This is a genomic window from Desulfosporosinus sp. FKA, from assembly GCF_002196785.1.
Taxonomy (GTDB): domain Bacteria; phylum Bacillota; class Desulfitobacteriia; order Desulfitobacteriales; family Desulfitobacteriaceae; genus Desulfosporosinus; species Desulfosporosinus acididurans.
In genome coordinates this window covers 34148-56405 of sequence record NZ_NAHZ01000033.1, presented here as the reverse complement: position 1 = coordinate 56405, position 22258 = coordinate 34148, and the positions used below count along the sequence as shown (strand labels likewise).

At 41.3% G+C, this 22258-nt stretch carries 19 protein-coding genes; 3 read left to right on the top strand and 16 right to left on the bottom strand.

Going from position 1 to position 22258, the window contains the following annotated elements:
• Positions 1 to 11: 11 nt before the first annotated feature.
• The 5 genes from B5771_RS19580 to B5771_RS19560 form a co-directional block, all read right to left on the bottom strand.
• Complete coding sequence (locus B5771_RS19580) at positions 12 to 437, bottom strand: hypothetical protein (protein WP_088189053.1); 426 nt, start codon at positions 435 to 437, stop codon at positions 12 to 14.
• 279 nt (positions 438 to 716) lie between these two features.
• Complete coding sequence (clpB, locus tag B5771_RS19575) at positions 717 to 3314, bottom strand: ATP-dependent chaperone ClpB (RefSeq protein WP_088189052.1); 2598 nt, start codon at positions 3312 to 3314, stop codon at positions 717 to 719.
• Between the two features lie 48 nt (positions 3315 to 3362).
• Complete coding sequence (locus tag B5771_RS19570) at positions 3363 to 4340, bottom strand: J domain-containing protein (protein ID WP_088189051.1); 978 nt, start codon at positions 4338 to 4340, stop codon at positions 3363 to 3365.
• A gap of 350 nt (positions 4341 to 4690) precedes the next feature.
• Positions 4691 to 6433: a phospho-sugar mutase gene (locus tag B5771_RS19565; protein WP_088189050.1), complete on the bottom strand. Its 1743-nt coding sequence runs from the start codon at positions 6431 to 6433 to the stop codon at positions 4691 to 4693.
• A gap of 487 nt (positions 6434 to 6920) precedes the next feature.
• The gene (locus B5771_RS19560) at positions 6921 to 7724 is read right to left on the bottom strand and encodes a GNAT family N-acetyltransferase (protein ID WP_242966904.1); all 804 of its coding nucleotides are present in this window, start codon (positions 7722 to 7724) and stop codon (positions 6921 to 6923) included.
• A gap of 254 nt (positions 7725 to 7978) precedes the next feature.
• Here B5771_RS19560 and B5771_RS19555 point away from each other — a divergent pair, with 254 nt between their 5' ends.
• Positions 7979 to 9298 (top strand): M18 family aminopeptidase, encoded by a 1320-nt coding sequence (locus tag B5771_RS19555; protein ID WP_088189048.1) that lies wholly within the window; start codon positions 7979 to 7981, stop codon positions 9296 to 9298.
• Here B5771_RS19555 and B5771_RS19550 read toward each other — a convergent pair.
• Entirely contained in the window at positions 9273 to 9539 is a 267-nt protein-coding gene (locus B5771_RS19550; protein WP_088189047.1) for a hypothetical protein, read from the bottom strand. The two genes, B5771_RS19555 and B5771_RS19550, sit on opposite strands and share 26 nt — an antisense overlap.
• Before the next feature lie 302 nt (positions 9540 to 9841).
• Here B5771_RS19550 and B5771_RS19545 point away from each other — a divergent pair, with 302 nt between their 5' ends.
• A complete protein-coding gene (locus tag B5771_RS19545; protein WP_047808162.1) occupies positions 9842 to 10144 on the top strand; it encodes a zinc-ribbon domain containing protein in 303 nt (100 codons plus the stop codon).
• A 136-nt stretch (positions 10145 to 10280) separates the two neighbouring features.
• Here the strand turns inward: B5771_RS19545 and B5771_RS19540 are convergent, their stop codons facing one another.
• The 9 genes from B5771_RS19540 to B5771_RS19500 form a co-directional block, all read right to left on the bottom strand.
• Positions 10281 to 11129 (bottom strand): nitrilase-related carbon-nitrogen hydrolase, encoded by an 849-nt coding sequence (locus B5771_RS19540; RefSeq protein ID WP_088189046.1) that lies wholly within the window; start codon positions 11127 to 11129, stop codon positions 10281 to 10283.
• A 64-nt stretch (positions 11130 to 11193) separates the two neighbouring features.
• The gene (locus B5771_RS19535; protein ID WP_172408323.1) at positions 11194 to 12147 is read right to left on the bottom strand and encodes a LysR family transcriptional regulator; all 954 of its coding nucleotides are present in this window, start codon (positions 12145 to 12147) and stop codon (positions 11194 to 11196) included.
• Positions 12148 to 12465: 318 nt separating this feature from the next.
• Entirely contained in the window at positions 12466 to 13932 is a 1467-nt protein-coding gene (locus B5771_RS19530) for a cobyrinate a,c-diamide synthase (protein WP_088189301.1), read from the bottom strand.
• A 200-nt stretch (positions 13933 to 14132) separates the two neighbouring features.
• Complete coding sequence (locus B5771_RS19525) at positions 14133 to 14357, bottom strand: hypothetical protein (protein WP_047808164.1); 225 nt, start codon at positions 14355 to 14357, stop codon at positions 14133 to 14135.
• A 25-nt stretch (positions 14358 to 14382) separates the two neighbouring features.
• A complete protein-coding gene (gene dsrB / locus B5771_RS19520; RefSeq protein WP_088189045.1) occupies positions 14383 to 15441 on the bottom strand; it encodes a dissimilatory-type sulfite reductase subunit beta in 1059 nt (352 codons plus the stop codon).
• Positions 15442 to 15474: 33 nt separating this feature from the next.
• The gene (gene dsrA, locus B5771_RS19515) at positions 15475 to 16698 is read right to left on the bottom strand and encodes a dissimilatory-type sulfite reductase subunit alpha (protein ID WP_088189044.1); all 1224 of its coding nucleotides are present in this window, start codon (positions 16696 to 16698) and stop codon (positions 15475 to 15477) included.
• Between the two features lie 33 nt (positions 16699 to 16731).
• Positions 16732 to 16920: a 4Fe-4S dicluster domain-containing protein gene (locus B5771_RS19510; RefSeq protein ID WP_047808167.1), complete on the bottom strand. Its 189-nt coding sequence runs from the start codon at positions 16918 to 16920 to the stop codon at positions 16732 to 16734.
• 459 nt (positions 16921 to 17379) lie between these two features.
• Positions 17380 to 18993 carry a (Fe-S)-binding protein gene (locus tag B5771_RS19505; protein WP_088189043.1) on the bottom strand — a complete coding sequence of 538 codons (1614 nt, stop codon included), beginning with the start codon at positions 18991 to 18993 and terminating at the stop codon, positions 17380 to 17382.
• Positions 18994 to 19035: 42 nt separating this feature from the next.
• A complete protein-coding gene (locus B5771_RS19500) occupies positions 19036 to 19926 on the bottom strand; it encodes a respiratory nitrate reductase subunit gamma (protein WP_088189042.1) in 891 nt (296 codons plus the stop codon).
• A 304-nt stretch (positions 19927 to 20230) separates the two neighbouring features.
• Between B5771_RS19500 and B5771_RS19495 the strand changes: the two genes are divergently transcribed.
• Entirely contained in the window at positions 20231 to 20983 is a 753-nt protein-coding gene (locus B5771_RS19495; RefSeq protein ID WP_088189041.1) for a hypothetical protein, read from the top strand.
• A gap of 95 nt (positions 20984 to 21078) precedes the next feature.
• Here the strand turns inward: B5771_RS19495 and B5771_RS19490 are convergent, their stop codons facing one another.
• Positions 21079 to 22227, bottom strand: coding sequence for a class I SAM-dependent RNA methyltransferase (locus B5771_RS19490; RefSeq protein ID WP_088189040.1), 1149 nt, complete (start codon positions 22225 to 22227; stop codon positions 21079 to 21081).
• Positions 22228 to 22258 lie beyond the last annotated feature (31 nt).

The window sequence follows — 22258 nt, the reverse complement described above, 5'->3', positions numbered from 1 at the left end:
GGAGCTATGGTTTAGTTACAACGAGAAGTCTCGGAAGTCCTATTTATTTTCAGGAAATTTAAAACAGTTTGAGTGAGGTTGTTACAATTTTGTATAATTTGGCCTAATTCTTGAGAATTCAAGTGATCCGAATGGATACCTGAAGTGATGGTCACAGGAAACAAAATTTCCTGTGCAAGTGCTTCTGCCATAGTTCGGGCAACTTCTACATCTTTATGCCCCGGTACCGGTATAATATAGACATCCGAACTCCACCCCTCTCCTTGCAAACTTGGACGAGGCAGAGCTAGTACAACCCCACCAACATGAGGTTTTTCTCCTCCTGTTAAAAGGCCTTGCAGACCGTTGCCTGTATCAATAAGAGTTAGCCGTACGTGACAGCGTCCCACTCCTTCTTGCCACTGATATGACATTAACTCTGAATGTTGATCGAGCATTATCGAACATCCCCACCTCTCTGTTTAACATCTATTCCGCTTTATTATACATTTTGGTCTTAATTATAGACAAGTTTTTAAAAGTGAACTCGTTCTGCTAAAGCTGAACATTGGGGCTTCGGATGAGAACCCCTCCCACTTGAAGTAGGAGCCTTATGATTGGATCAAAGACGATAGCCTGTTAACTTGCCTGGGGGATAAAGAAACCTTCGGCTTCCGGCCTTTTTAGTCGAAGAGGAAGCCAAAGGTTCTATCATATCTTAATGCGGTGGATAAGATTTAACTCTGTAAAACCCGGAAGATATAATCCCCTGAAGCATCAATATCAACTACTATTTTTTGTCCATCTTTAATCTCGGCTTGTAATAATTTAAGGGCCAGGGGATTCTGGAGACGTTGCTGAATCACTCGTTTTAGCGGTCTTGCTCCATATATAGGATCATAACCTTCGTTGGCTAGTTGCTGCAATGCCTGATCTGTTAATTCTAAGGATATATTACGTTCATACAAACGTTGACGTAAAAGGCCCAGTTGAATCTCAATAATTTTCCCGATGTGTGACCGATCAAGAGGATGAAAGACGATGACTTCGTCAAGACGGTTGAGGAATTCAGGGCGAAAATGCTGCCGTAATTCTTCGTTGATGGCTGAACGGACTTCTTCCTGAGGAGCATTTCTGCGGGATAGTTCTTGAATTATAGGGCTAGCAATATTACTCGTTAAAATAACTACGGTATTTTTAAAATTGACAATTCTCCCCTGACCATCGGTAAGCCGTCCGTCATCCAAGAGTTGTAACAAAACATTGGTTACATCACTATGGGCCTTCTCCATTTCATCAAATAAAATAACACTATAAGGTTTACGACGTACGGCTTCCGTCAATTGACCGCCTTCCTCATAACCAACATAGCCGGGAGGAGCTCCGATCAGACGAGCTACCGTGTGCTTCTCCATATACTCCGACATGTCAATCCGCACTAAAGCTTGATCGTCATCAAAAAGGAACTCCGCTAGGGCTCGTGCCAGTTCTGTTTTACCCACTCCGGTAGGTCCCAAGAAAAGGAAAGAGCCTAAGGGGCGATTAGGATCCTGCAGACCGGCGCGGGCTCGCCGAACGGCATCTGAAACGGCGCGTACAGCCTCATCCTGTCCAATCACTCGTTGATGGATTCGTTCTTCCATCTGGACAAGTTTCTCCATCTCGCTTTCCATCAATTTGGAAACGGGAACATGGGTCCAAGTAGCTACAATTTCGGCAATATCCTGTTCTACTACTTCTTGCTTTAAGAGAGAATCTTGTTTACTCTGGAGCTTTTCTTCTTCATTCTTTAAGTTTTTCTCCAGGTTAGGAATTATCCCGTATTGTAATTCTGCGGCTTTATTATAGTCTAATTGTTGTTGAGCTTGTTCCATGAGATTTCGAGAACGATCCACTTCTTCTTTGAGCTGTTGAATCTTCGTCAAGATTTCTCGTTCACCCTGCAGTTGTGCTTCAAGAGCTGACCGTTCTTCTTTAAGATTTGCAAGTTCTTTTTCAATTTTGCCTAAACGCTCTTTGCTGGCTTCATCTTTCTCCTTCTTAAGGGCTTCACGTTCAATTTCCAGCTGCATAATTCGGCGTTTAATTTGGTCTAACTCATAAGGATCACTCGTGATTTCCATCCGCATCCGCGCGGCAGCCTCATCAATTAAATCAATGGCCTTGTCAGGCAGAAAACGATCACTGATATAACGATCCGACAGTACTGCAGCAGCAATAATCGCCCCATCGGTTATGCGAACCCCGTGATGCGTTTCATAACGTTCCTTTAAACCTCTTAAAATAGAAATAGTATCTTCCACACTGGGAGCATCAACGATAATCGGCTGAAAACGACGCTCCAGAGCAGCATCTTTCTCGATATGCTTACGATATTCTGCGAGAGTAGTAGCGCCAAGCATGCTTAATTCTCCGCGAGCTAACATAGGCTTCAGCATATTGCTGGCATCCATGGCTCCTTCAGCTGCCCCCGCTCCCACGACTGTGTGCAATTCATCAATAAATAAAATCACATCGTCACGATTCTGAATTTCTTTCAGGACCGCTTTTAGACGTTCTTCAAATTCCCCGCGATATTTAGCCCCAGCAATCATCGTTCCAAGATCAAGAGCGATGACTTGTTTATCCTTAATTGCCTTGGGGACGTCACCGCGAACAATTCTTTGAGCCAGCCCCTCAACAATCGCAGTCTTTCCGACTCCTGGTTCTCCAATCAACACCGGATTGTTTTTAGTTCGTCGAGATAGAGTCTGGATCACCCGACGAATTACCTCATCTCGTCCGATGACAGGATCTAAACGGCCGCGTTTGGCTTGCTCGACTAAATTCAAGCCGTATTGTTCCAAAGCCGCATAGGTCCCTTCTGGGGTTGGGCTTGTTACCCGCTGCGTTCCTCTCACTTCCCGCAACGCTTGAAGGAGATTTTCCCGGGTTAACCCGGCCTCTTTAAGAACCTTCTCAGCGGCTCCTCCGGCCTTTTCCAAAATGGATAAAAGGATATGCTCAGTGCTTACGTATTCATCGCCGAAGGTTGACATTTCGTCGTGAGCCGCAACCAATACTGTCCGTAAGCGCGGAGATATTGTAATTTGAAGGTTCCCGCCGCTTATGCGCGAAAATCGGTTTATTGCTTGACGCAGGGATTGAACAAGAACTCCAACTGCCAGATTCAGTTTTGCTAAGACTTGCGGAACAACACCGTCTCCCTGTTCCAGAAGTGAAAGCAGTAAATGTTCCGGTTCAATCTGACTGTTTCCGTTCCGCTCTGTCAATGCTTGCGCCTGAGCAATTGCTTCTTGGGATTTCTGAGTAAATCGATTTGTATCAAAGGCCATAGTTACACTCTCCTCTCCAAATTAAAATTAAATAAGGATGTTTATCCACTAGGTTATACCCCGTTTTTGAGCTAATTCACGGAGGGCAGCAAGTTCTTGGGGATTCAAATTATCCGGAAGTACGATTGATAATTCCGCTAATAGGGCTCCGTATTGGCGGGGTTGTTCTAATTTTGGCATTCCTTTTCCCTTCAAGCGAAACTTTTTCCCACTTTGAGATAAGGGTGGGATTTTAAGAAGAACTTCCCCGCCAAAGGTCGGAACGCGAACTTCTCCTCCAAGGATCGCCTTATAAAAATCGACGGACAACATAATTTTTAAGTCGTCTCCATCTCTGCTGAAACGCGAATCGTCGCTGACCTTAATATTCAGATAAAGGTTTCCTGCAGGACCCCCAGCAATCCCAGGACTGCCTTGGCCGGCCAAGCGAACCTTTGAACCCGTTCTTACACCTTTGGGAATCTTGGCTTCGATTTGCTTTTCACCAGTTCGTATTACTCTTTTAGTGCCATGATAAGCTTCTTCCAGGGTTACTTGGACATCAACGTCAAGATCTTGTCCGCCGCGAGATCTAACCCCAGTCGAACTGCCTCCAAAGCCAAAGGATTGTCCCCCGCCGAAAAGAGTCGAGAAGAAATCCGAAAAGCCATCGGTTCCATAAAAGCCCCCAGATCGAGCTGACCCACCGAACATTTCGGCAAACTCCTCAGGGGACATGGTATGAGTCTGATAACCGCCATCGCCGGGATGGGCCTGCCATCGGCCCCAATCGAAATCACCGCGCCCGCCGCGCTTCTGCCATTGTTGATAATCCTGCTTCAATTCGTCATACTTTCGCCGTTTCTCGGGATCACTAATTGCTTGATAAGCCTCACTGACCTCTTTGAATTTAGCTTCTGCCGATTTATCTCCCGGATTTACGTCAGGATGATACTTCTTAGCGAGCTTTTGGTAGGCCTTTTTAATCGTTTTATCATCCGTATCAGGAGAAACCCCCAGAATCTCGTAATAATTTTTAAAATCCATAGTACCACCTCAAATAATTAAACTCTCCACATATTATTGATTTATGAGAACTTCCCGTATACTGTCTAAACTTAAGCTGCAGGTCATGGGATATATTGGTTTTATTTTTCCTTGACACTTAGATTATATTCTCTTTTTTGGCGAAGGTCAATAATGGTCAGACATTATTATAAGAATTATTCTTTAATAGCCAACATTATTAATAGAAAAAGGTATGCCTTGAGTAATTACTCAAATACATACCTATAATTGTTAAACTTCCTATCTTTAACAACAATTCTTTGCTATTTTATTTAATTTAATCATCCCCAAAAGATCATAATTCAGATAAATTGAGAAATGAGCCCAAACTATTTTGAGCGTATTAGAGCGATGCGGTTCATCACATCATCTTTGACCATACGCAGTGACTCCTCTGCAACCGATTGCGAATCTGCTTTTACAGAGAAATAGAACTTGATCTTAGGTTCTGTTCCGGATGGCCGAACCATAACAAACCCGCCTCCTGCAAAGGAAAATCTTAAAACATTGGAACGCGGAAGTGTTAGGGAATAGGATTGACCTGTTACAAGATTTTTACCAATTTGTTGCTCATAATCATCAATTTTTACGATCTGAATACCGCATAATTCACGAATTTCCTCCTGACGAAGTGAGTCCATAATACGAACCATCTCTTCTTGGCCCTGATGGCCTTCTAAGGTCAAAGATTCTTGAGAATCAAGGTAATACCCAAACATTTGATAAATACTTTCTAAAACTTCAAAAAGACTGCGATGTTCCATATTTCTATAATAGAGGGCAGCTTCTGCTAAAAGGATTGAAGCGATAATTCCATCCTTGTCTCGAACGAAGTCTCCCGCGAGATAACCATAGCTTTCTTCGAAACCGAATTGAAATTTACCCCAACCACCATCTTCCATCTCCTTTTCCTTCTCGGCAATGAATTTAAAGCCGGTGAGTACATTTTCCACTGCGACTTTAAAATATCGAGCAACCTCATCAGCCAAATCTGTCGAAGCAATTGTTTTGATAATGGCCGCCTTTTCAGGAAGAATGCCTAAATTCTTTTTCTGTGAAAGCACATAATAGGTTAACAAGACCCCGATCTGATTGCCAGAAAGCTGACGATAATCGCCATTTGGAGCCCTTAATACCACACCTAAACGATCAGAATCAGGATCAGTAGCTAACAACAATTCTGCCTCGACGTTCTTCCCGTACTCTCGAGCTAAATCAAAGGTCGAAGGAATTTCCGGATTAGGATAAGGAATCGTCGTAAAATTGGGATCGGGTTGTTCTTGCTCTTTAACAACAGTCACAGAGCTAAACCCCAGCTCGGCCAAAGCACTCCGCACAAGTTTATTTCCTGCTCCATGAAACGGTGTGTAGACAATTGAAAGCTCCCTCCCTTGCTGGGCATCCAGCTCAGGGTGAAGCGCGAGTTCCTTCACACGAGAGAGGTAAACATGATCAATTTCTGAGCCAATCATCTGAAGAAGCCCCTCTCTTTTTGCTGCTTCTTTGGACATAGGCTCGATTCCCAGCCAGCTTTCACGGGCCTCGATGCGAGCAAGAATTTCATCCGCTTGTGCAGGCGGTACTTGCCCGCCATCTTCCCAATAGACTTTGTACCCATTATAGGCCTTGGGATTGTGGCTCGCCGTAACAACGATTCCGGCAATCGTTTTAAGTTCTCGAACGGCAAAGGATAATTCAGGCGTAGGACGCAAATCATCAAATAGATAAGCTTTAACACCGTTTTGAGCGAGAATCAAAGCAGCTTCAAGGGCAAAGTCCGCCGAAAACCATCGTGAATCATAAGCTATGACTACACCCCGTTTCATTCCCTCAGGTCCGTGATCACAGATGTATTCTGCCAAACCTTGGGTAACCTTCCTGATAACATACTTGTTCATTCGATTCGTTCCTGCGGCCATAATTCCTCTTAAACCACCCGTACCGAATTCTAAGTCCTTATAAAAACGATCCTCAATTTCTTGCTGATCGGTAAGCTGCTTTAATTCTTCTCGTGTTTCTTCATCAAAATAGGAATTTTTCAACCACATTTGATATCGCTCTTGGAAGCTCATCTCGATAATTCCTCCTTACAATTGCCTTCTGACTTGGAATATGTTCCCTTTTAAGTGAGTATAGCATACTCTAATCCGTAAGAACAGCATGAACGAAACAACCCAAGTTTAAAAGCGAGCTCCTTATATCAATTTGATAATATAAGAAACTCGCTTTTAGATTCGGCTTTTTAGGTTACAATTTAGGATTAGAATCCGGGTCAAAATACCGCTCCCTTTCGTAACTGCTTATCCCTCTTTGTAAACTGGCCTTCGAGTCTGACCGGACTTAAGGGATTCTAGTCCTACTGACTCTAAGATAGCATTAATCATTAACTGCTCTTTTTGCGTCATAAAAATCTCCTTCCTGATAGAATATTAAATATTTTCTAATTATATACCTATCTTTGTAATATTTCAAGAGACCATAGGTATACCTTCACGGTAATTTTTGGCAATGACCCTAATTCGCACAAGACCTTATTAATATATGTTTCAAGCACCCATATTATTCCAATTCTAAACACATTTCATATTGCCTGGCATGAGCATATACTCCATTGATTTGAAGAAAGGCAACTATCCAATCTTCCGGTTGATTTAATAAAGAAAATCCCTGCTTACGTAAATTTACGATCATTGAGGTAATTTCCTCTGCTCCTGCTGTATTTGAACTCCAAACATCGAGAATAGGGCCACTATTCTGCCTAAGGGTTAAGATTCCTGCACTGCCATCAGCATTCATTAAAGCCTGAATATTCCGATAGCGTTCTAAATATCCTTGCCGACGCTGCCAGGCAGGAATAAAATTGGCCTGTAGTCGTTTTGCAAAATATTGTGTCAAGGGAATATCTTTAAAAGGCTTTACAGTTAAGGCAGATAAAGGTACATTCTCCTGGGAAACGGTTCGATAAACATAAAGTTGACGAAGCACCGAAAAGCCGATAGAACGATAGACCTTTTGGGCATGATTTTGAACAAGAACTTCTAAATAGACCCTTTCTAGACCAAGACGTTGGGCCAGCTCTATCTGTGCTTTCATTAACGGTTTAAAAAGACCTTTTCCTCGATATTTTGGATCAATGCTTGTTCCAGCAATCCAGCCATCCAAATCATTTACGGCTAACAAGGAAAACCCCACAATCTGATTATGTGCCCAAATGGCGATAGAGTTAGCTAACTCAACTTGCCCAAGTTCCAGCCAAAATTTCATATGTTCCGGAGTATAGGCCATATTATAATAATAACCCTGCCAGCAGCGATTCCATACTTCCACCATTTCAGGCAGTTGAATCCGTTCTAGTGTGGACATTCGCAAAGATTCCATAATTTTTAACTCACTTTGTTTTGTTAGTATAACGACTTTTATCCAGTTATCGCTAAATAGGTTCGAGAAAAATTACAGGGCGGCGATTCATCCCACCACCTATAGAGGATGGGAGTCTTCTCGCCGCATGGGATAAATAGTAAAATAAGAATGTATTATAATTGATAGTAATCGTTTTAGAGAAAAATATCAACGACAAATATTCACTCTTTGTGAAGTAAGAAAGGCGGTCCCCAGAAATGCAAGTGTCAACGATTAGTGATGAAGAACTTAAATTTGCCAATGGTCTTCTTCAATTTATTGAGGAAAGTCCCTCTCCCTTTCATGCAGTGGAAAGTGTTAAACAAATGTTAATGCCTCATGGCTTTAGCAGTTTAAATCTCTCCGACAAATGGTCACTCGTACCTGGCGGTAAATATTTTGTCACACGTAACAATTCAGCAATTATTGCTTTTATAATTGGTGAAGGAGATCTGGAATCAACAGGTTTTCATTTAATTGGAACTCATACAGACAGCCCCAGTTTTCGTATTAAACCTATGCCTGAAATCCCCACTGAAGGATACCTTAAACTTAATGTTGAAACTTACGGCGGACCGATTCTAAATACGTGGTTAGACCGCCCTCTTTCTATAGCAGGACGAGTAATCCTGCGCGGAACCTCTAATTTCCACCCTCAAAGTAACCTGTTTCGCAGCGCACAACCCTTTCTTGTTATTCCTAATGTTGCTATTCATTTAAATCGAAAAGTGAACGAAGGCTTTGAATTAAATAAGCAAAAAGATTTACTCCCACTGTTGGCTCAAATTAAAGAAAAGTTGCAGCAAGAAGGAGTACTTGTTGAATATCTGGCAAATACTTTCCACTGCTCAAAAAACGATATCTTAGATTTTGATCTGTTCCTACATGATCATCAAAAGGGATGTTTTGTCGGTTTACAACAGGAGTTTATTTCCAGTGGACGACTGGACGATTTAGCAATGGTACATGCAGGTGTTTCGGCCCTAATCAAAGCTAAAACAGGTTTACCAACTCAGGTTTTAGCCTGTTTTGATCATGAGGAATGTGGAAGCACGTCAAAACAAGGCGCGGCTTCACCTTTTTTAGCACATGTTCTTGAGCGAATTCTCTTAGCACAGAAAAAAGACCGGGAGGCTTTCTTCCGAGCCTTAGAACATTCCTTTTATCTTTCAGCGGACATGACTCACGCACTTCACCCTAACGCTGGAGAACGACATGACCCTATACACCATCCCCTTCTCAATAACGGACCTGTGATAAAATATAGCGCTAACCAAAGCTACGCTACGGATGCTGAGTCGGCAGCGATCTTTTCTTCACTATGCCATAGTATTAATGTCCCCGTCCAAAAATTCGTTAATCGGTCTGATGAACGAGGCGGATCAACGATTGGACCTATTACCAGCACTCACCTTGACTTTCGATCTGTAGATATTGGTAACCCAATCCTAGCCATGCATTCAGTGCGAGAGCTTGCAGGAACAAAGGATCACCTAGCAATCAGAAACGTCTTTATTCAATTTTATGAGACTTGTTAATTTCTTTCAACGCGAATGAAAGGTGACTCTGCAAAAACTCAACCGCATAGTCCTGATGAACAACCATTACTTGATCCTTCGTGGCACTCAGAGGAATAAAAACAGCAGCGACCTGCTCAAAATTGTATATTATATTTCCAGTTGCTTGACATATCAAATACCCTTTGTGATTAAATAAATCTTCCAATCGTTGAATCCCCAGAATACGCTCCGGAACTATCTCGAGATCATGGTCTTCCACATAAATCCCTCCTCAGCACCTAATATCCGATAGACTAAATTTTATGCAGTGTCGTTAAATTTTAAGACATTTATATGAACTAAGATGGTTTTAAATTTTGGATTATGTTCTATATATATCCATTTTTTCCTAACTTGAATAATTTGCGGCTAATATTGGTTGATTATTGTAAGTCTTTTAGATATAATAGAAGTGCTCGAAGTACTTGTGGATTTACACAGACCTTCTCGATTGCCTCAGGCTATGGGAAGACCTTTCTGAACTTCCCATGTCGCGGGTAATAAAATTAATGGAGGTCTATTATGTTTAACGACAAAATCTTAACTTGTAAAGAATGTGGTCGTGATTTCGAATTTACTGCATCTGAACAAGAGTTCTATGCTGAGAAAGGATTTACGAATGAGCCTGGCCGTTGTCCGGAATGCCGTGCTGCTCGTAAAGCCCAAAATAGGAACAATGGAGGATTCTCTCGACAACCTCGCGAAATGTTTCCTGCTATCTGTTCTTCATGTGGTAAAGAAACTACGGTTCCTTTTCAGCCGTCAGGTGATAAACCAGTTTATTGCCGAGATTGCTACCAATCACGTTCACGTAACAATTGGTAATTATTAATCTTAAAAAAAACCTTTCTAAGCATTGCTTAGAAAGGTTTTTTGATGTATCCATAAACATATATTTAAAACTACAAATATTAACATCAAATCCTAACGGCTTCTCTGTCGATTTTGAAATCCAATTAGGTTACCGTTGAACGTCCAGTTCAAGAAGTTCATGATAAAGTTCTTTACGTCTGTCCGCAAGAAAAAAGCTATCCTTCATTGAAACTCGGTCAAAACGTCGAATTCTATTAATTCGTTCTGCAGAAAGTGTCGAGATAAATATACGTTCTTCTAATACTTCTGTGTGAAGAATTACTTCACCTTTAGGACCAATAGTTAACGTTCCGCCGCTGAACTCTTTACCTTTACCGTTACTCCCGATCAAATTACAGGCACCCAGATAAACTGAATTATCGTAGGCTCTTGTTCCCAGGTAACGCAGCCAGATCTCTTTTCGATCACCCGCTATGACAGGAGAAGCATGAGGAGCAAAAATAATCTCTGCGCCTTTCAAAGAATAAATGGCAGTCACCTCCGGAAAATGCCAATCCCAGCATATTCCAACGGCAAACGTTGTTCCCTGTGCGTTGAATACTGGAAATTGGTTACCAGGGGTAAAATAGTCCAGCTCACTTCTCCCTAAATGAACTTTGCGATAAACCATATCCTCGTTACCCGGAGACAAAATAACATGTGAAATATAGGGCTTTTCGGTCTTATTATCTTGCTCAACCAGGCCAACCAGCAAAGTAATTCCCAAATCTTCTGCGCATTCTTTCAAGCGGTTTATTACTGAACAACGAATCGTATCACCAAGCTCCGATGCATACTGCGGCGAATATCCGTCCAAGGCACATTCAGGGAAACATAAGAAGGAAACCTTCTTCTTACTTGCCACTTCAGCAAGATGTGTGATTCTCCTAAAATTAGCTTCTCTTTCTCCAATATGAGATTCCATTTGAACTAAGCCTATTTGACAGTCATGTTGCATAGTTTCCCAGCACTTCCCACTCGTGACATTAGAATATATAAAAACACTCAAACTTGTTCTCTTCTTATTCTATGCTGTCCAATTCATTATAATCTTTACTAAGGATTTCCGATAACAATCTGTGATCGTGAAGCAAATCAATTAATAGACGCTCATCTTTTGACTGTGTCGCCTGGGAATTTTGATGTGCATTTGTAAGAATACTTAAAGGCCGATAGACCGGAGCATCCTGAATTTTTAAGGACTTAAAAATCTTTTGATCACATTCCCGGCGTACAGTAAGGGACGAAATAATTGTTATTCCCAAACCTGCTGCAACGACTTCTTTGATTGCCTGAGTGCTTCCTAACTCCATACTAATATTTAACTGTTCTGGTTCGAGGCCTCGCTCTTTAAGAGCCATTTCCATAACCTTACGTGTTCCTGAACCATCTTCACGCGTTACTAAGCGCTCATGCGGTAATTCCGCAAGAGTTATACTCTCTCTAGCCGCCCAGGGGTGAAAATAAGGAAGTACGACAACTAATTCGTCTTCCCAAAACTTTTCGACGTTTAGATCCTTATGGCGAGGTACAGGCCCTTCGATTAAACCAATATGAATCTTTTTCTCCAGAACATCCTGCGATATAGAATCAGTATTCGCGATTTTCACCTTAAAATCAACGTCAGGATGATTTCTATATAAATAAGCCAAAATATTAGGTAGAATATACTCTCCTATTGTCAGCGTTGCCCCTAAATAAATAAGACCTCTCCGTCCTTTTGACAAGGCACTAATCTGTTCTTTGGCATTCATAAGAATATCGAGAACACTTCGAACATGAGTATAAAATATTTCCCCCTCTTTTGTCAGCGTTACTCCTTTATTCGTTCTATCGAAAAAACGAGCGCCGTATTGATTCTCTAAGTTCTGAATCTGCAAACTAATACTAGGTTGGCTCATATGGAGTTTTTTCGCAGAGAGCGTAATGTTTTTTGTTTCTGCCACTTCTTTAAAAACAAGAAAGTGTTGTTCCATGATGGCAAGTCTCCCTCCTAGATTTATATCCATCAACTATTCTGCCAATTTTTGGGTTAGCGTCTGCCATAAAAAAAATAGGTTTGGTATCGTATATATTTATAATACCATTAGCAGAAAGATTATTCCAGATGAGCAAACGTCATTTTTCTTAAATAATAGAAATTTAAGAACTCCGCATTAAATTATGGTCTTGCGGAGTTCTTTTTCATCATACCCGAGATTAAATCAATCAGGTGATAATGATTAATATTGCCTGCCAAAATGATTTATCCAGGTTCTAAGCTATATATAATATCATAATCTTAGAAATTATATTTAATTTTGGCCGGCAGCTTTCTCAAGCAACAGCCATTTTCTTTGTTTATTATGCTTATATTGTATAGCGAGATCGACCATACGTTCAGCCCAAACTGGGCATCCCACAGCATGAAGATGATTATAAGAAGCAAATACGTTCTTATAATAAATCCCATCATGCTGTCCGTCAATTCCATGTCCACGTTTAACTTCAAAACCGAATTTTACTTCAGAAGATAAATTAATGATACGAGAATTATGAAATTCGTGTCCTTTAACTTCTATATCATCATCAAACCAAGGTTGCCCCTGGTTAACTTTCATCAGTGTATACCCATGCCCTTGGGGTTTTCGTTCCATTTGAGTATCAAAGGGGAGCAATCCCACCATATTATAACTATTATTCGAAATAGATATGGATCGACCTAAAAACATTAATCCCCCACATTCAGCGTAGATTGGGAGACCTTTTTCGGCATAGAATTTTATATCTTCCCGGATTGATTTGTTCTTTTCAAGTTCGGCAGCGAAAATCTCCGGAAAGCCTCCCCCAATATATAAACCATCGAGGTTATCAGGAAGTTTACTATCACTTAGCGCTTTGATTGGAATAAGATTAGCACCAAGTCGTTGTAAGGCCTCGATATTTTCAGGATAATAAAAACTAAAAGCTGCATCCTTAATTATTCCAATATTAGGCGAACTATTCTTTGTTTGCAGATTAGCATCTGAATTAATTAGAGTTTTCCCCAGGATATTGGGAACTTCCGGAGCAGTTCGGGCTAACTCTAACACAAGTTCCAAATTAACATGCTGAGAAATAATCTCTGCAAAGTAATCCAATAATTGATTTGTTTCATTGAATTCATCACTCGTGACTAAGCCAAGGTGGCGATCAGGAATGGTTAAATTAAGATCTTTAGGAATTGCCCCAACGACAGGAATCTTGCAAAATTCCTCGATAGACTCACGTGCAACTTTCTCATGCCGATTACGAGCTACTTTGTTAAGAACAACACCAAGTATTTGTACTTCCGGGTCAAAATGCTGATACCCCATAACCATTGCTGCAATGCTTCGAGTCATACGGGTCGCATCAACAACCAAAAGTACTGGTGTTCGTGTTATCTTAGCTATTTCAGCTGTTGAACTGCTTCCTCGCAGGTCAGATCCATCATATAATCCCATAGCTCCTTCAATAATTGTAACATCTTTGTCGCTTGAATGATTATAGACGGACTCACAAAGTTCTTGATGTGTCATAAAATAAGCATCTAAATTGCGGCTTGTTGTACGAGCAGCTACAGTATGCCAACTGGTATCAATATAATCAGGGCCCTTTTTAAAAGGTTGAACCCTAACACCCTGCCGCACAAAAGCCCTTAATAATCCTAAGGTAAAGGTGGTTTTGCCACTTCTACCTTGAGGTGCTCCAATGACGATGCGTGGGACGCTTAGGTTACTTTGATCAAGATTCACAGTCATATTTTCTGATATAGGCAACACATCATCCACACCTTTCTGGAGCTTTTGCTTTTGACTTACGCACCTCATAACAAAATTGACCACCCAACTTCCGATCCCGGGTAATGCTTGATCGAATAATCAGCAGAAACAGGATCAGAGAAGTCGGGATGGTCAACGATTTAAAACTGATGATTAAGAGTGATCGCGTCGATCAATAATTATGAATTTGGTGTTTTTACTTTACCTTTTAGGCAAATATAAGTTGTCGTAATATAGAGGTATTCAACAAGGTCCTCAGCAGTAAGTTCTTTTACGGCATCATCAACATCGCTTTTCTTCTCGCCGATGGCAACCGCAACGTCTCTACTTTTAGCTTTTTCAACCTTAGCCAAGTACTCAAGAACTTTCTTCTTGACTTCTGGGTTCGCTGGTCCTCTACCCATTTGTCTATACCCCCCAAATTTTTAATTAGTATTTAAATCCAGCAGCCGTACGGAAAGTCTCCCGTGCAAAGATATAATCGTCAATAAGCATTTCAGAGAACGGCAATCCACTTAGGCTAAAGAATTTTTCCCAGCCAATACGCTCAATCCATTCACCAAGACGCTCACCTTTGTGTGCATTGGCAATCCAGAGTTCAATAATACTGCGGATAGCTTCTGTAACTTCAGGCCAACGCGGCGGATTGTTCGGCAGGAACGGAATTACCATGCGAGAAAAGCTCGGTGCAGTACGGGCATTGGAAACTTTACCACCGATGAGAATAGCAATACCGTCATTTCTCGGATCATAAATTTCCATAGCCGGAGACATGGTGTAGCAGTTTCCGCAGTACATGCATTTATCTTCATTTACGACAACGCTCTTGTTCTTCGGATCTGGACGAATAGCACCAGTCGGGCAGCTTGCTACCAACGTCGGGATTTCTGTTGTTTTACGGAGTTTTTCATGATCAATACGAGGAGGAGTACGGTGAACACCAACAATTCCGATGTCACTGCAGTGTGTTGATCCACACATATTTAAGCAGCAGGCTAAGCCCATTTTTAATTTAGCCGGGAGCTTCATGGATTCAAAATACTCATATAAGTCATCCATAACAGCCTTAACGACGCCTGAAGCATCTGTTGCAGGTGTATGGCAGTGAACCCATCCTTGAGTGTGGATGATGTTACTAATGGATGCTCCTGTACCGCCAACAGCATATCCTTGAGCAGATAATGTCTCAAGAAGAGCCTTAAGTTTTGCTTCATCGGACACTAAGAATTCTACGTTGTTACGTGTTGTGAAACGCAGATGTCCATCGCAATATTGGTCAGCAAGGTTGCAAATATCACGAATGAAATCAATACTTACTAAACGAGGAGAACCTACACGCACACTATAAAGAGCTGCACCGCTCTCAGCAACGTGTTTGAGTACACCCGGTTGTGGGATCTCATGATATTGCCATTTGCCATAGTTTTCCTTAATTATTGGAGGAAGCATCTCCTTATAATTAGGAGGTCCTTGGTCTAATTTTGCCATGATTATCCACCTCTCGTTAAACTATCTATTTTATTAGAGTTTCGAACCATCAAGAGCAGTACCTGACTTGTCAAGGTCATCTTGCTGCCAGAATACATATGGGTTAGCACGCGGACGGAAGACTTGCTGTGGTACAGCAGGAATTTCACATTCACGGAGGAATTTACCCATTCCTACGCGATAAATTAATTCTCCTAGACGCTCACGAGACTTACCGTTCTCATCCCACCAATCCCAAATGCGTCTTACGAGATCTTTAAATTCTTCAAAGTCGCTTTCCGCTTCCATCTTCATGAAAGGTACAACCACTGAAGACATAAACGCTGATTGAACGATTGTTGATTTACCACCGATCAAAATGGAAGCGCCTTTTTCTTTACCAGCTTTAATTGCTTTAGGCATCATGTTGATGCAGTGCATACAACGCGTGCAATCTTCAGCAACTACGGAAAGCTCTTGAGCTTGGCTATTATAAGTCAGGCACTTAGTCGGACATTTGTCACAAACCAGACCTTGAATATCAAAGTTCTTCGCTGCATATTCTTTAACAGCTGCTTGATCAAATTGGATGGAATCACGCCAAGTACCAATGACTGAGATATCTGAGCGGGCAATTGCACCGGTGCAGTCGTTAGCACAGCCTGAGAACTTAATTTTGCTCTTATAAGGCCACATTGGACGGTGAAGCTCATCCATAAATTCATTGGTAATGTTATAGCATGCTTCAAGAGTATCGTAGCAAGCAAACTCACAACGGCCAGGTCCTACGCAGCAGTTGGTTGTTCTAAGGCAGGAACCAGATCCGCCCAAGTCAAAACCTGCTTCGCTATACTCATCAAAGATAGGTTGGATATCCTCTGTTTTACAGCCTAGCAAAATGACGTCCCCAGTAGAGCCATGCATGTTTGTTAAGCGGCTGCCATATTTCTCCCAAATATCACAAATTGTGCGAAGTGTTTTCGTGTTGTAGAAGAATCCTGATGGTTGATTGATACGGACTGTATGGAATTCAGCAACATTTGGATAGGTTTCAGGCTCATCAACATAACGGCCGATAACTCCACCGCCGTAACCTCTAACCCCAACAATTCCACCATGTTTCCAGTGTCCTCTGTGCTCAACATAAGATCTCTCCAAAACTTGGAGCAACTCGCCGGCAGATTCACTCTTAACTGCAGCGCGTTTCATTTCCGTCACAAAACTGGGCCATTTTCCTTTTTCCAGTTCGTCCAGTAGCGGCGTTTTCTTTTCCGTCATTGCACACCCTCCATCTATTATTTTATGGGGTTTCTACATTTCAGTAATAGTGACTGCACCAGTCGGGCAAACAGAAATACAGCTTTCACAACCCATACATTCTGATTCGTCGCCGATTACATGTGCTTTGTCATCACTAAAGCCAAGCAGGTGAGCTGGGCATCCTTCAGTACATGAGTTGCAGCCAGAGCACTGATCCTCGTCAATTGATACGATAAACACTAATTACACCTCCTTAACCTTAAAAGAGAAGTATTAAAAAATGAACATTGTGAGAAATTAGGAGAAAATCTTCTTGTGTAAATTAACACTAGTTCATATTCTTAATTTAACACCTTGTATTCTCTACGTACAATATATAATTACGATTGCACAATATACAAAACTAATTATTATAGTTATCGTTAAATTTTCAACCTTAATAATATTTTGGTTTAGTCTTAAACTTCTATAGTTCTTAATTGTAGAGTCTACCTTGAAGATGCACTGCGCTTTAATCTTGAAAGAAGAAAGTTCTATAACGCTGATGGCAAACACTCGAATAATATCAAGAACATATGTTCTTGATATTTGCGCAAATTCGTACCAATCCATATCAAAGTAGACTTATCTTTTTATCTGCATTGATATGGACCATTCCAGATACTGAAATGGTCCATAAACAGATTCTATCACTCTAAACTATTCTAAGAATTCGAAGAATGGCTTTTTCATACTTACTAGAGCATTGACCATCAGTTCAACGAGGCCACCATATTGCAGGTTAAACTTCTCAGTAGCTTCATAGTGCTCTAGAATTGCCCGCATAGCACCCTTACAGTTAGAACATGGGGCACAGATATACTTAACTAGAGAGGTGTCTTCCATTTTACCCTGAAAAGCGCCGAGAATTTGATTAAACTTCATCCGAGAAGCAACGTTATCTCTAAATGATGGGAAATTTTGAGAATTCATAATGGCAAAGCCGCTGCCGCCGCCACAGCAATAGTTATCAACGCCATGAGGTGTCATTTCTCTAAACTGAGGGCAAATTTCCCTTAAGATATTTCTTTGGGGTTCAACAATTCCCATCTGACGTACAACATTACAAGGGTCATGGAGAGTCACTGGAAAATTATTACGACTGGGGTCCATTTTCAGGCGCTTATTCTGCACCAAATCCCAGAGAAGAGGCAAGCAGCTTTCAACATTAACTTTTGCATCTCCGTACGCCATACGGTCACCTGCAACAATAGATGCTTTATGAGCATGACCGCATTCTGCAACGACAATACGATTAACGCCAAGCTCTTTAGCAGCTTTCATCTGCCCTAAGGCGATTTGCTTAGCTTGATAGTCATCATACCACAAACCATAATTGACACTGTCATAACCCAATAGTTCACTGCTAAGAGTCCAATTAAGACCCGCTTCGTTCATTAAAATTGCAAAGGCTACAGGATTTTCCGGCCAGGCAATGAATTCTCCGGCGTTATGCAAAAGAAGAATATCTGCGCCCTTTTTGTCAATAGGGAACTTTAATTTGATACCAAACTTCTCTTCAGTATCTTCTTCCAGAAATTCCAAGGTATCTAAGAAAGCAGGTTTTGTTAAACCGGTTGAGGAACCGGTCTTAAGCTGCAGCATGGTTCCTTTATTGTGCAAAGGTGTCGGAGCGATTCCCAATTCTTGACTAAAGATTTTACGAATTTCTTTTGAGAGAATTGAATTATCTAAGCCCAACGGGCAAGTTTGAGCGCAGCGCCGACAGAGATTACATCGATAAGCCAACTCACCTAAACGTGCGATTGTTTCCCAATTGACATCAATGTCTGCTCCGACAAAGCCGCCTAAGAGTTTTCCACTCTTCGTAAAATACTTTTTCACAATTTTGCGCAGGACTTCCGAGCGGAAAATTGGACGATAGAGTTCATTGTCGCCAGCTGCTTTATAGATATGGCAGGCTTCAGAACAGGTATTGCACTTGGCGCAATATTCAAAAGACAGTAATAAAGGTTCCAAAATTCCATTATTGGCATCCGAGAAAATTTTCTCTAAGCCACTGAGAAACTTACGGACAAATTCGTCTTCTTCTTCTTTTGTTTGAGGACGAGTCAAAGTATCAAGCGCAATAAAACCGTCTAAAGAAGCACAGTATTTTTCTCTCCAAGCAGGCTTGGGCTCGGTAATGGGAGGCTGCATACCAGGTTTATCATAGGGAGACAATAATGGCATCAGATTATAGGTTTCGAGTTTAATCAACTGTTCATCCTGACGTCCCAAATCCTTCGGGCGCAAATCTTTTTGATCTAACATTTAGTTCTCCTCTTTCCAAAAAGTTCACTTAGGAATTTCATGCTATTTCTTCGTGGAGCTAGGTGCCTGAATATGAGGAGCTGACCAAGTGGTAGTTGGACGATAAGCAGTAGCCGCCTTCACTTTTTGCTCAACAGCACTCCCTCTAAGATTAGGGCTATTGTCCCACAGAACCGTATGGAAGGTAAAGTACTTTCCTACATAGTGGCTCATTTTGCTTAGGGGGATATAGATTAGCATAATTCCGACCAGAATAACATGTAAAACCAGGAGACCATTAGCAGCAAAAGGTGTAAAGGTAATGATGCCCGCAGTTACATCTCGAGCTGTACCAAATGTAAAGTCGCTGCTCCAAGTTATGATTCCAGTAACAACTGCTGCAAAGAGCAGCAAAAGGTTAAAGTATTCTTGAGGTGTCGTATATTTTTTAAGGGTAGAGTCAAACATACGACGAAGAACTAGCAGCCCAGAACCTAACGCTGCCAAGACAAGTCCAATAATTCCAGTGATATAGGTTAGATAAAATAATAAAAGTCCCCAAACGCTCGTTGTACTCGCTGCCACCACAATTCCATTAAGCATTGAAACGGCTCCGGCAACTAACAATAAGGTCCAAACAACAATAAAATAAATTCCTAGATGAAGGGCATAAGAAAGCCACCAAAAAGGGCGCTGATTATCGAATAATGTTTTAATGAAGACTATCTCCTTAAACATTTCGACAATTTCCCGAACATGTGAAACTTCTCGAGGTTTTTTCCACCAAGAAATCTCCTCGTAGAATGAGCCTCCGTGCTCAAATCCTTTTTCTTTCGGTACCGGATATAGTTCCATTCGCCCGTGTAATGGTAATTTTGAAAACTGATAGGCCTTATAAGCGGACAAACCAAGAAAAAGGAGTATGGCCGCATAAGCAATTAAACTTAGAAACAAAACCCTCTACCTCCTTTGTTATTATTATCACGTTTAGTGTATTTGAGTTATTTAAGCTTGTAAAATTATCATTTTTTATCCTACCATATCATTATCTAATTGTATCTTTATGGTGTACATATCTATTTTTTTATTCAAAAAAGGCTTAATGGTCTGATATTTCTTAATTATAATTACTGTCCGAAAAAATATTGTCGTTTTTTTATAGACTATAAATTAAAACACAATATTTTAGCTTTTATAAATTATTGTTTTCGTATAACATAATTACATCATTAATAAAAAACTGCAAGGAGGTTCTTGTATGAAAGCTTTAATAACGTTAACTGCCAGTGAATCTAAACGTCTAATTGCCAGAGGAGTTAGGGGAATGTCCTGTGTTCAGAATGCTTTAAACAAACATACTGTAATTATTGCCGGAGGTACAACAAATGCTTTTGTGGCTGAAGAATTGCTGGGGGTAACCATTGAAGATAAGACAGGCTACACCATGGGCATTGTTACTAAAGGAGAGTTAGGAATCAGCCGCTCTACGAAGAGAACTGCTCCTTATGTCATTGTTGAGGGAAAGGTTATTGAGACCCCATGGAAAGAATATCTTCCTAAGTTAAAATCCGGCGATATCTTTATCAAAGGAGGAAATGCCATCGATTACACCGGCTTAACCGCTGTGATGGTTTCAGATGCTTCAGGCGGAACTATTGGAGCTGCACAGGGAATACTCTATGCCCGCGGAGTAAAGCTAATCGTTCCTATCGGCCTTGAAAAAATGGTGCCTGATGTCCGTCAGGCCGTAGAATTTATGACCAAATCTACCGTAGATGAGTCGATTGGGCAGAAAGTTGGTCTTATCCCAATGTTGGGGGCAATTCCTGTCACAGAGTTAACTGCACTGGAAACGTTATATGATGTGGAAGCTCGGTGCATTGCCGCCGGAGGTGTCGATGGTTCGGAAGGAGCCGTCATCATAGCCATTGAAGGCCTCGATGAGGAGGTTCAACGAGCTTTGCGAGATCTTCAAACCGTAAAAGGAGAGCCTTCAGTTTCTGCGAGTTAGATATCCGAAAAACGCACATCATAAACTTAGGATATAATATTGAAAGAGGATTATTCTCCCGGCGACGGGGAATAATCCTCTTTTGCATTTCTTGTTTACGTTCGACTAGTTTCTCTCGGCGGACGTGGTCCAAAAAATTGATAATAATGACACTCTAGTCGTCCATTATAAAGTTTTCTGCTTTTGTCCCAGCGCCTCCCCATCAAGCGTTCGGGATATTGTTGATTCGTAATAACATGGAGAGACCAGTTTTCTAAACGGTTAAAGGTCTCACCAAGTTCAAGATAAAGCTGTTCAATTTCGTCCTTTTGACCTAGTCGTTCGCCGTAGGGTGGATTCGTAATAATATGACCATAATTATATCTTGATCTAACCTCTGCCACCGGCAAACGCTGAAAATGAATCAGATCACTGAGACCAGCCTCCTGAGCATGTGTCCTTGCTAAAGACAGTGCCTTAGGGTCGATATCTGAACCATAAATATGTAGGTCTTTACTGTGTTCTTGAAGATCAAGGGCCTCTTGAAAAGCTTCCTGCCAAAACCCTTTGGAAATACATGGCCACTTTTCGGCATCAAAGCTTCGCTTAAGGCCAGGCGCCTGATTAAGGGCAATCATGGCTGCTTCAATTAGAATCGTTCCCGTCCCGCAGAAAGGGTCTAATAAAGCTCGTTCTTTATGCCAATGACTCAATTGAACCATTGCTGCAGCTAGAGTCTCTTTTAGAGGTGCTTGACCCGCAAGTTTACGGTAACCGCGTTTATGCAGACCAAGTCCGGAAGTATCGATTGTCAAAGTAGCCTCGTTATTCAGAAGGGCAACCTCAATTTGATAGCGGGGCCCTGTTTCTTCGAACCAACTACGGCCATATTTCTCCTTTAACCGTTCTACAATTGCCTTTTTAACAATAGCTTGACAATCGGAAACACTGAATAGCTTTGATTTAATTGATTTTCCTTGGACGGGAAAGTTCGCATCCTCAGGAAGCCATTCTTCCCAAGGTAATTTTTTCGTCTCTTGAAAAAGCTCTTCAAAGGTCATAGCCTTAAAAGAACCAATTTTTAAGAGGACGCGATCCGAACTTCGCAGCCAAATGTTTGAGCGGCAAATTCCCAGCTCATCAGCGACAAAAGTAACCTTTCCATTTTCAACAACTTGATCGAAATACCCCAGTTTCTTCAACTCTCGGGCGACAATAGATTCTAAACCAAAGGCAGCCGTTGCTATTAACTGTAATTTAGCCATTTTGGATTCAACCCCTTAAATATTTACGACT

Coding starts and splice junctions, on each gene's coding strand:
- B5771_RS19490 (WP_088189040.1), bottom strand. CDS start 22,227: ATGGCTAAATTACAGTTAATAGCAACGGCTGCCTTTGGTTTAGAATCT.
- B5771_RS19530 (WP_088189301.1), bottom strand. CDS start 13,932: ATGACTGTGAATCTTGATCAAAGTAACCTAAGCGTCCCACGCATCGTC.
- B5771_RS19495 (WP_088189041.1), top strand. CDS start 20,231: ATGAAAGCTTTAATAACGTTAACTGCCAGTGAATCTAAACGTCTAATT.
- B5771_RS19560 (WP_242966904.1), bottom strand. CDS start 7,724: ATGTCCACACTAGAACGGATTCAACTGCCTGAAATGGTGGAAGTATGG.
- B5771_RS19525 (WP_047808164.1), bottom strand. CDS start 14,357: ATGGGTAGAGGACCAGCGAACCCAGAAGTCAAGAAGAAAGTTCTTGAG.
- dsrB (WP_088189045.1), bottom strand. CDS start 15,441: ATGGCAAAATTAGACCAAGGACCTCCTAATTATAAGGAGATGCTTCCT.
- clpB (WP_088189052.1), bottom strand. CDS start 3,314: ATGGCCTTTGATACAAATCGATTTACTCAGAAATCCCAAGAAGCAATT.
- B5771_RS19580 (WP_088189053.1), bottom strand. CDS start 437: ATGCTCGATCAACATTCAGAGTTAATGTCATATCAGTGGCAAGAAGGA.
- B5771_RS19540 (WP_088189046.1), bottom strand. CDS start 11,129: ATGCAACATGACTGTCAAATAGGCTTAGTTCAAATGGAATCTCATATT.
- dsrA (WP_088189044.1), bottom strand. CDS start 16,698: ATGACGGAAAAGAAAACGCCGCTACTGGACGAACTGGAAAAAGGAAAA.
- B5771_RS19545 (WP_047808162.1), top strand. CDS start 9,842: ATGTTTAACGACAAAATCTTAACTTGTAAAGAATGTGGTCGTGATTTC.
- B5771_RS19565 (WP_088189050.1), bottom strand. CDS start 6,433: ATGAGCTTCCAAGAGCGATATCAAATGTGGTTGAAAAATTCCTATTTT.
- B5771_RS19535 (WP_172408323.1), bottom strand. CDS start 12,147: ATGGAACAACACTTTCTTGTTTTTAAAGAAGTGGCAGAAACAAAAAAC.
- B5771_RS19505 (WP_088189043.1), bottom strand. CDS start 18,993: ATGTTAGATCAAAAAGATTTGCGCCCGAAGGATTTGGGACGTCAGGAT.
- B5771_RS19570 (WP_088189051.1), bottom strand. CDS start 4,340: ATGGATTTTAAAAATTATTACGAGATTCTGGGGGTTTCTCCTGATACG.
- B5771_RS19555 (WP_088189048.1), top strand. CDS start 7,979: ATGCAAGTGTCAACGATTAGTGATGAAGAACTTAAATTTGCCAATGGT.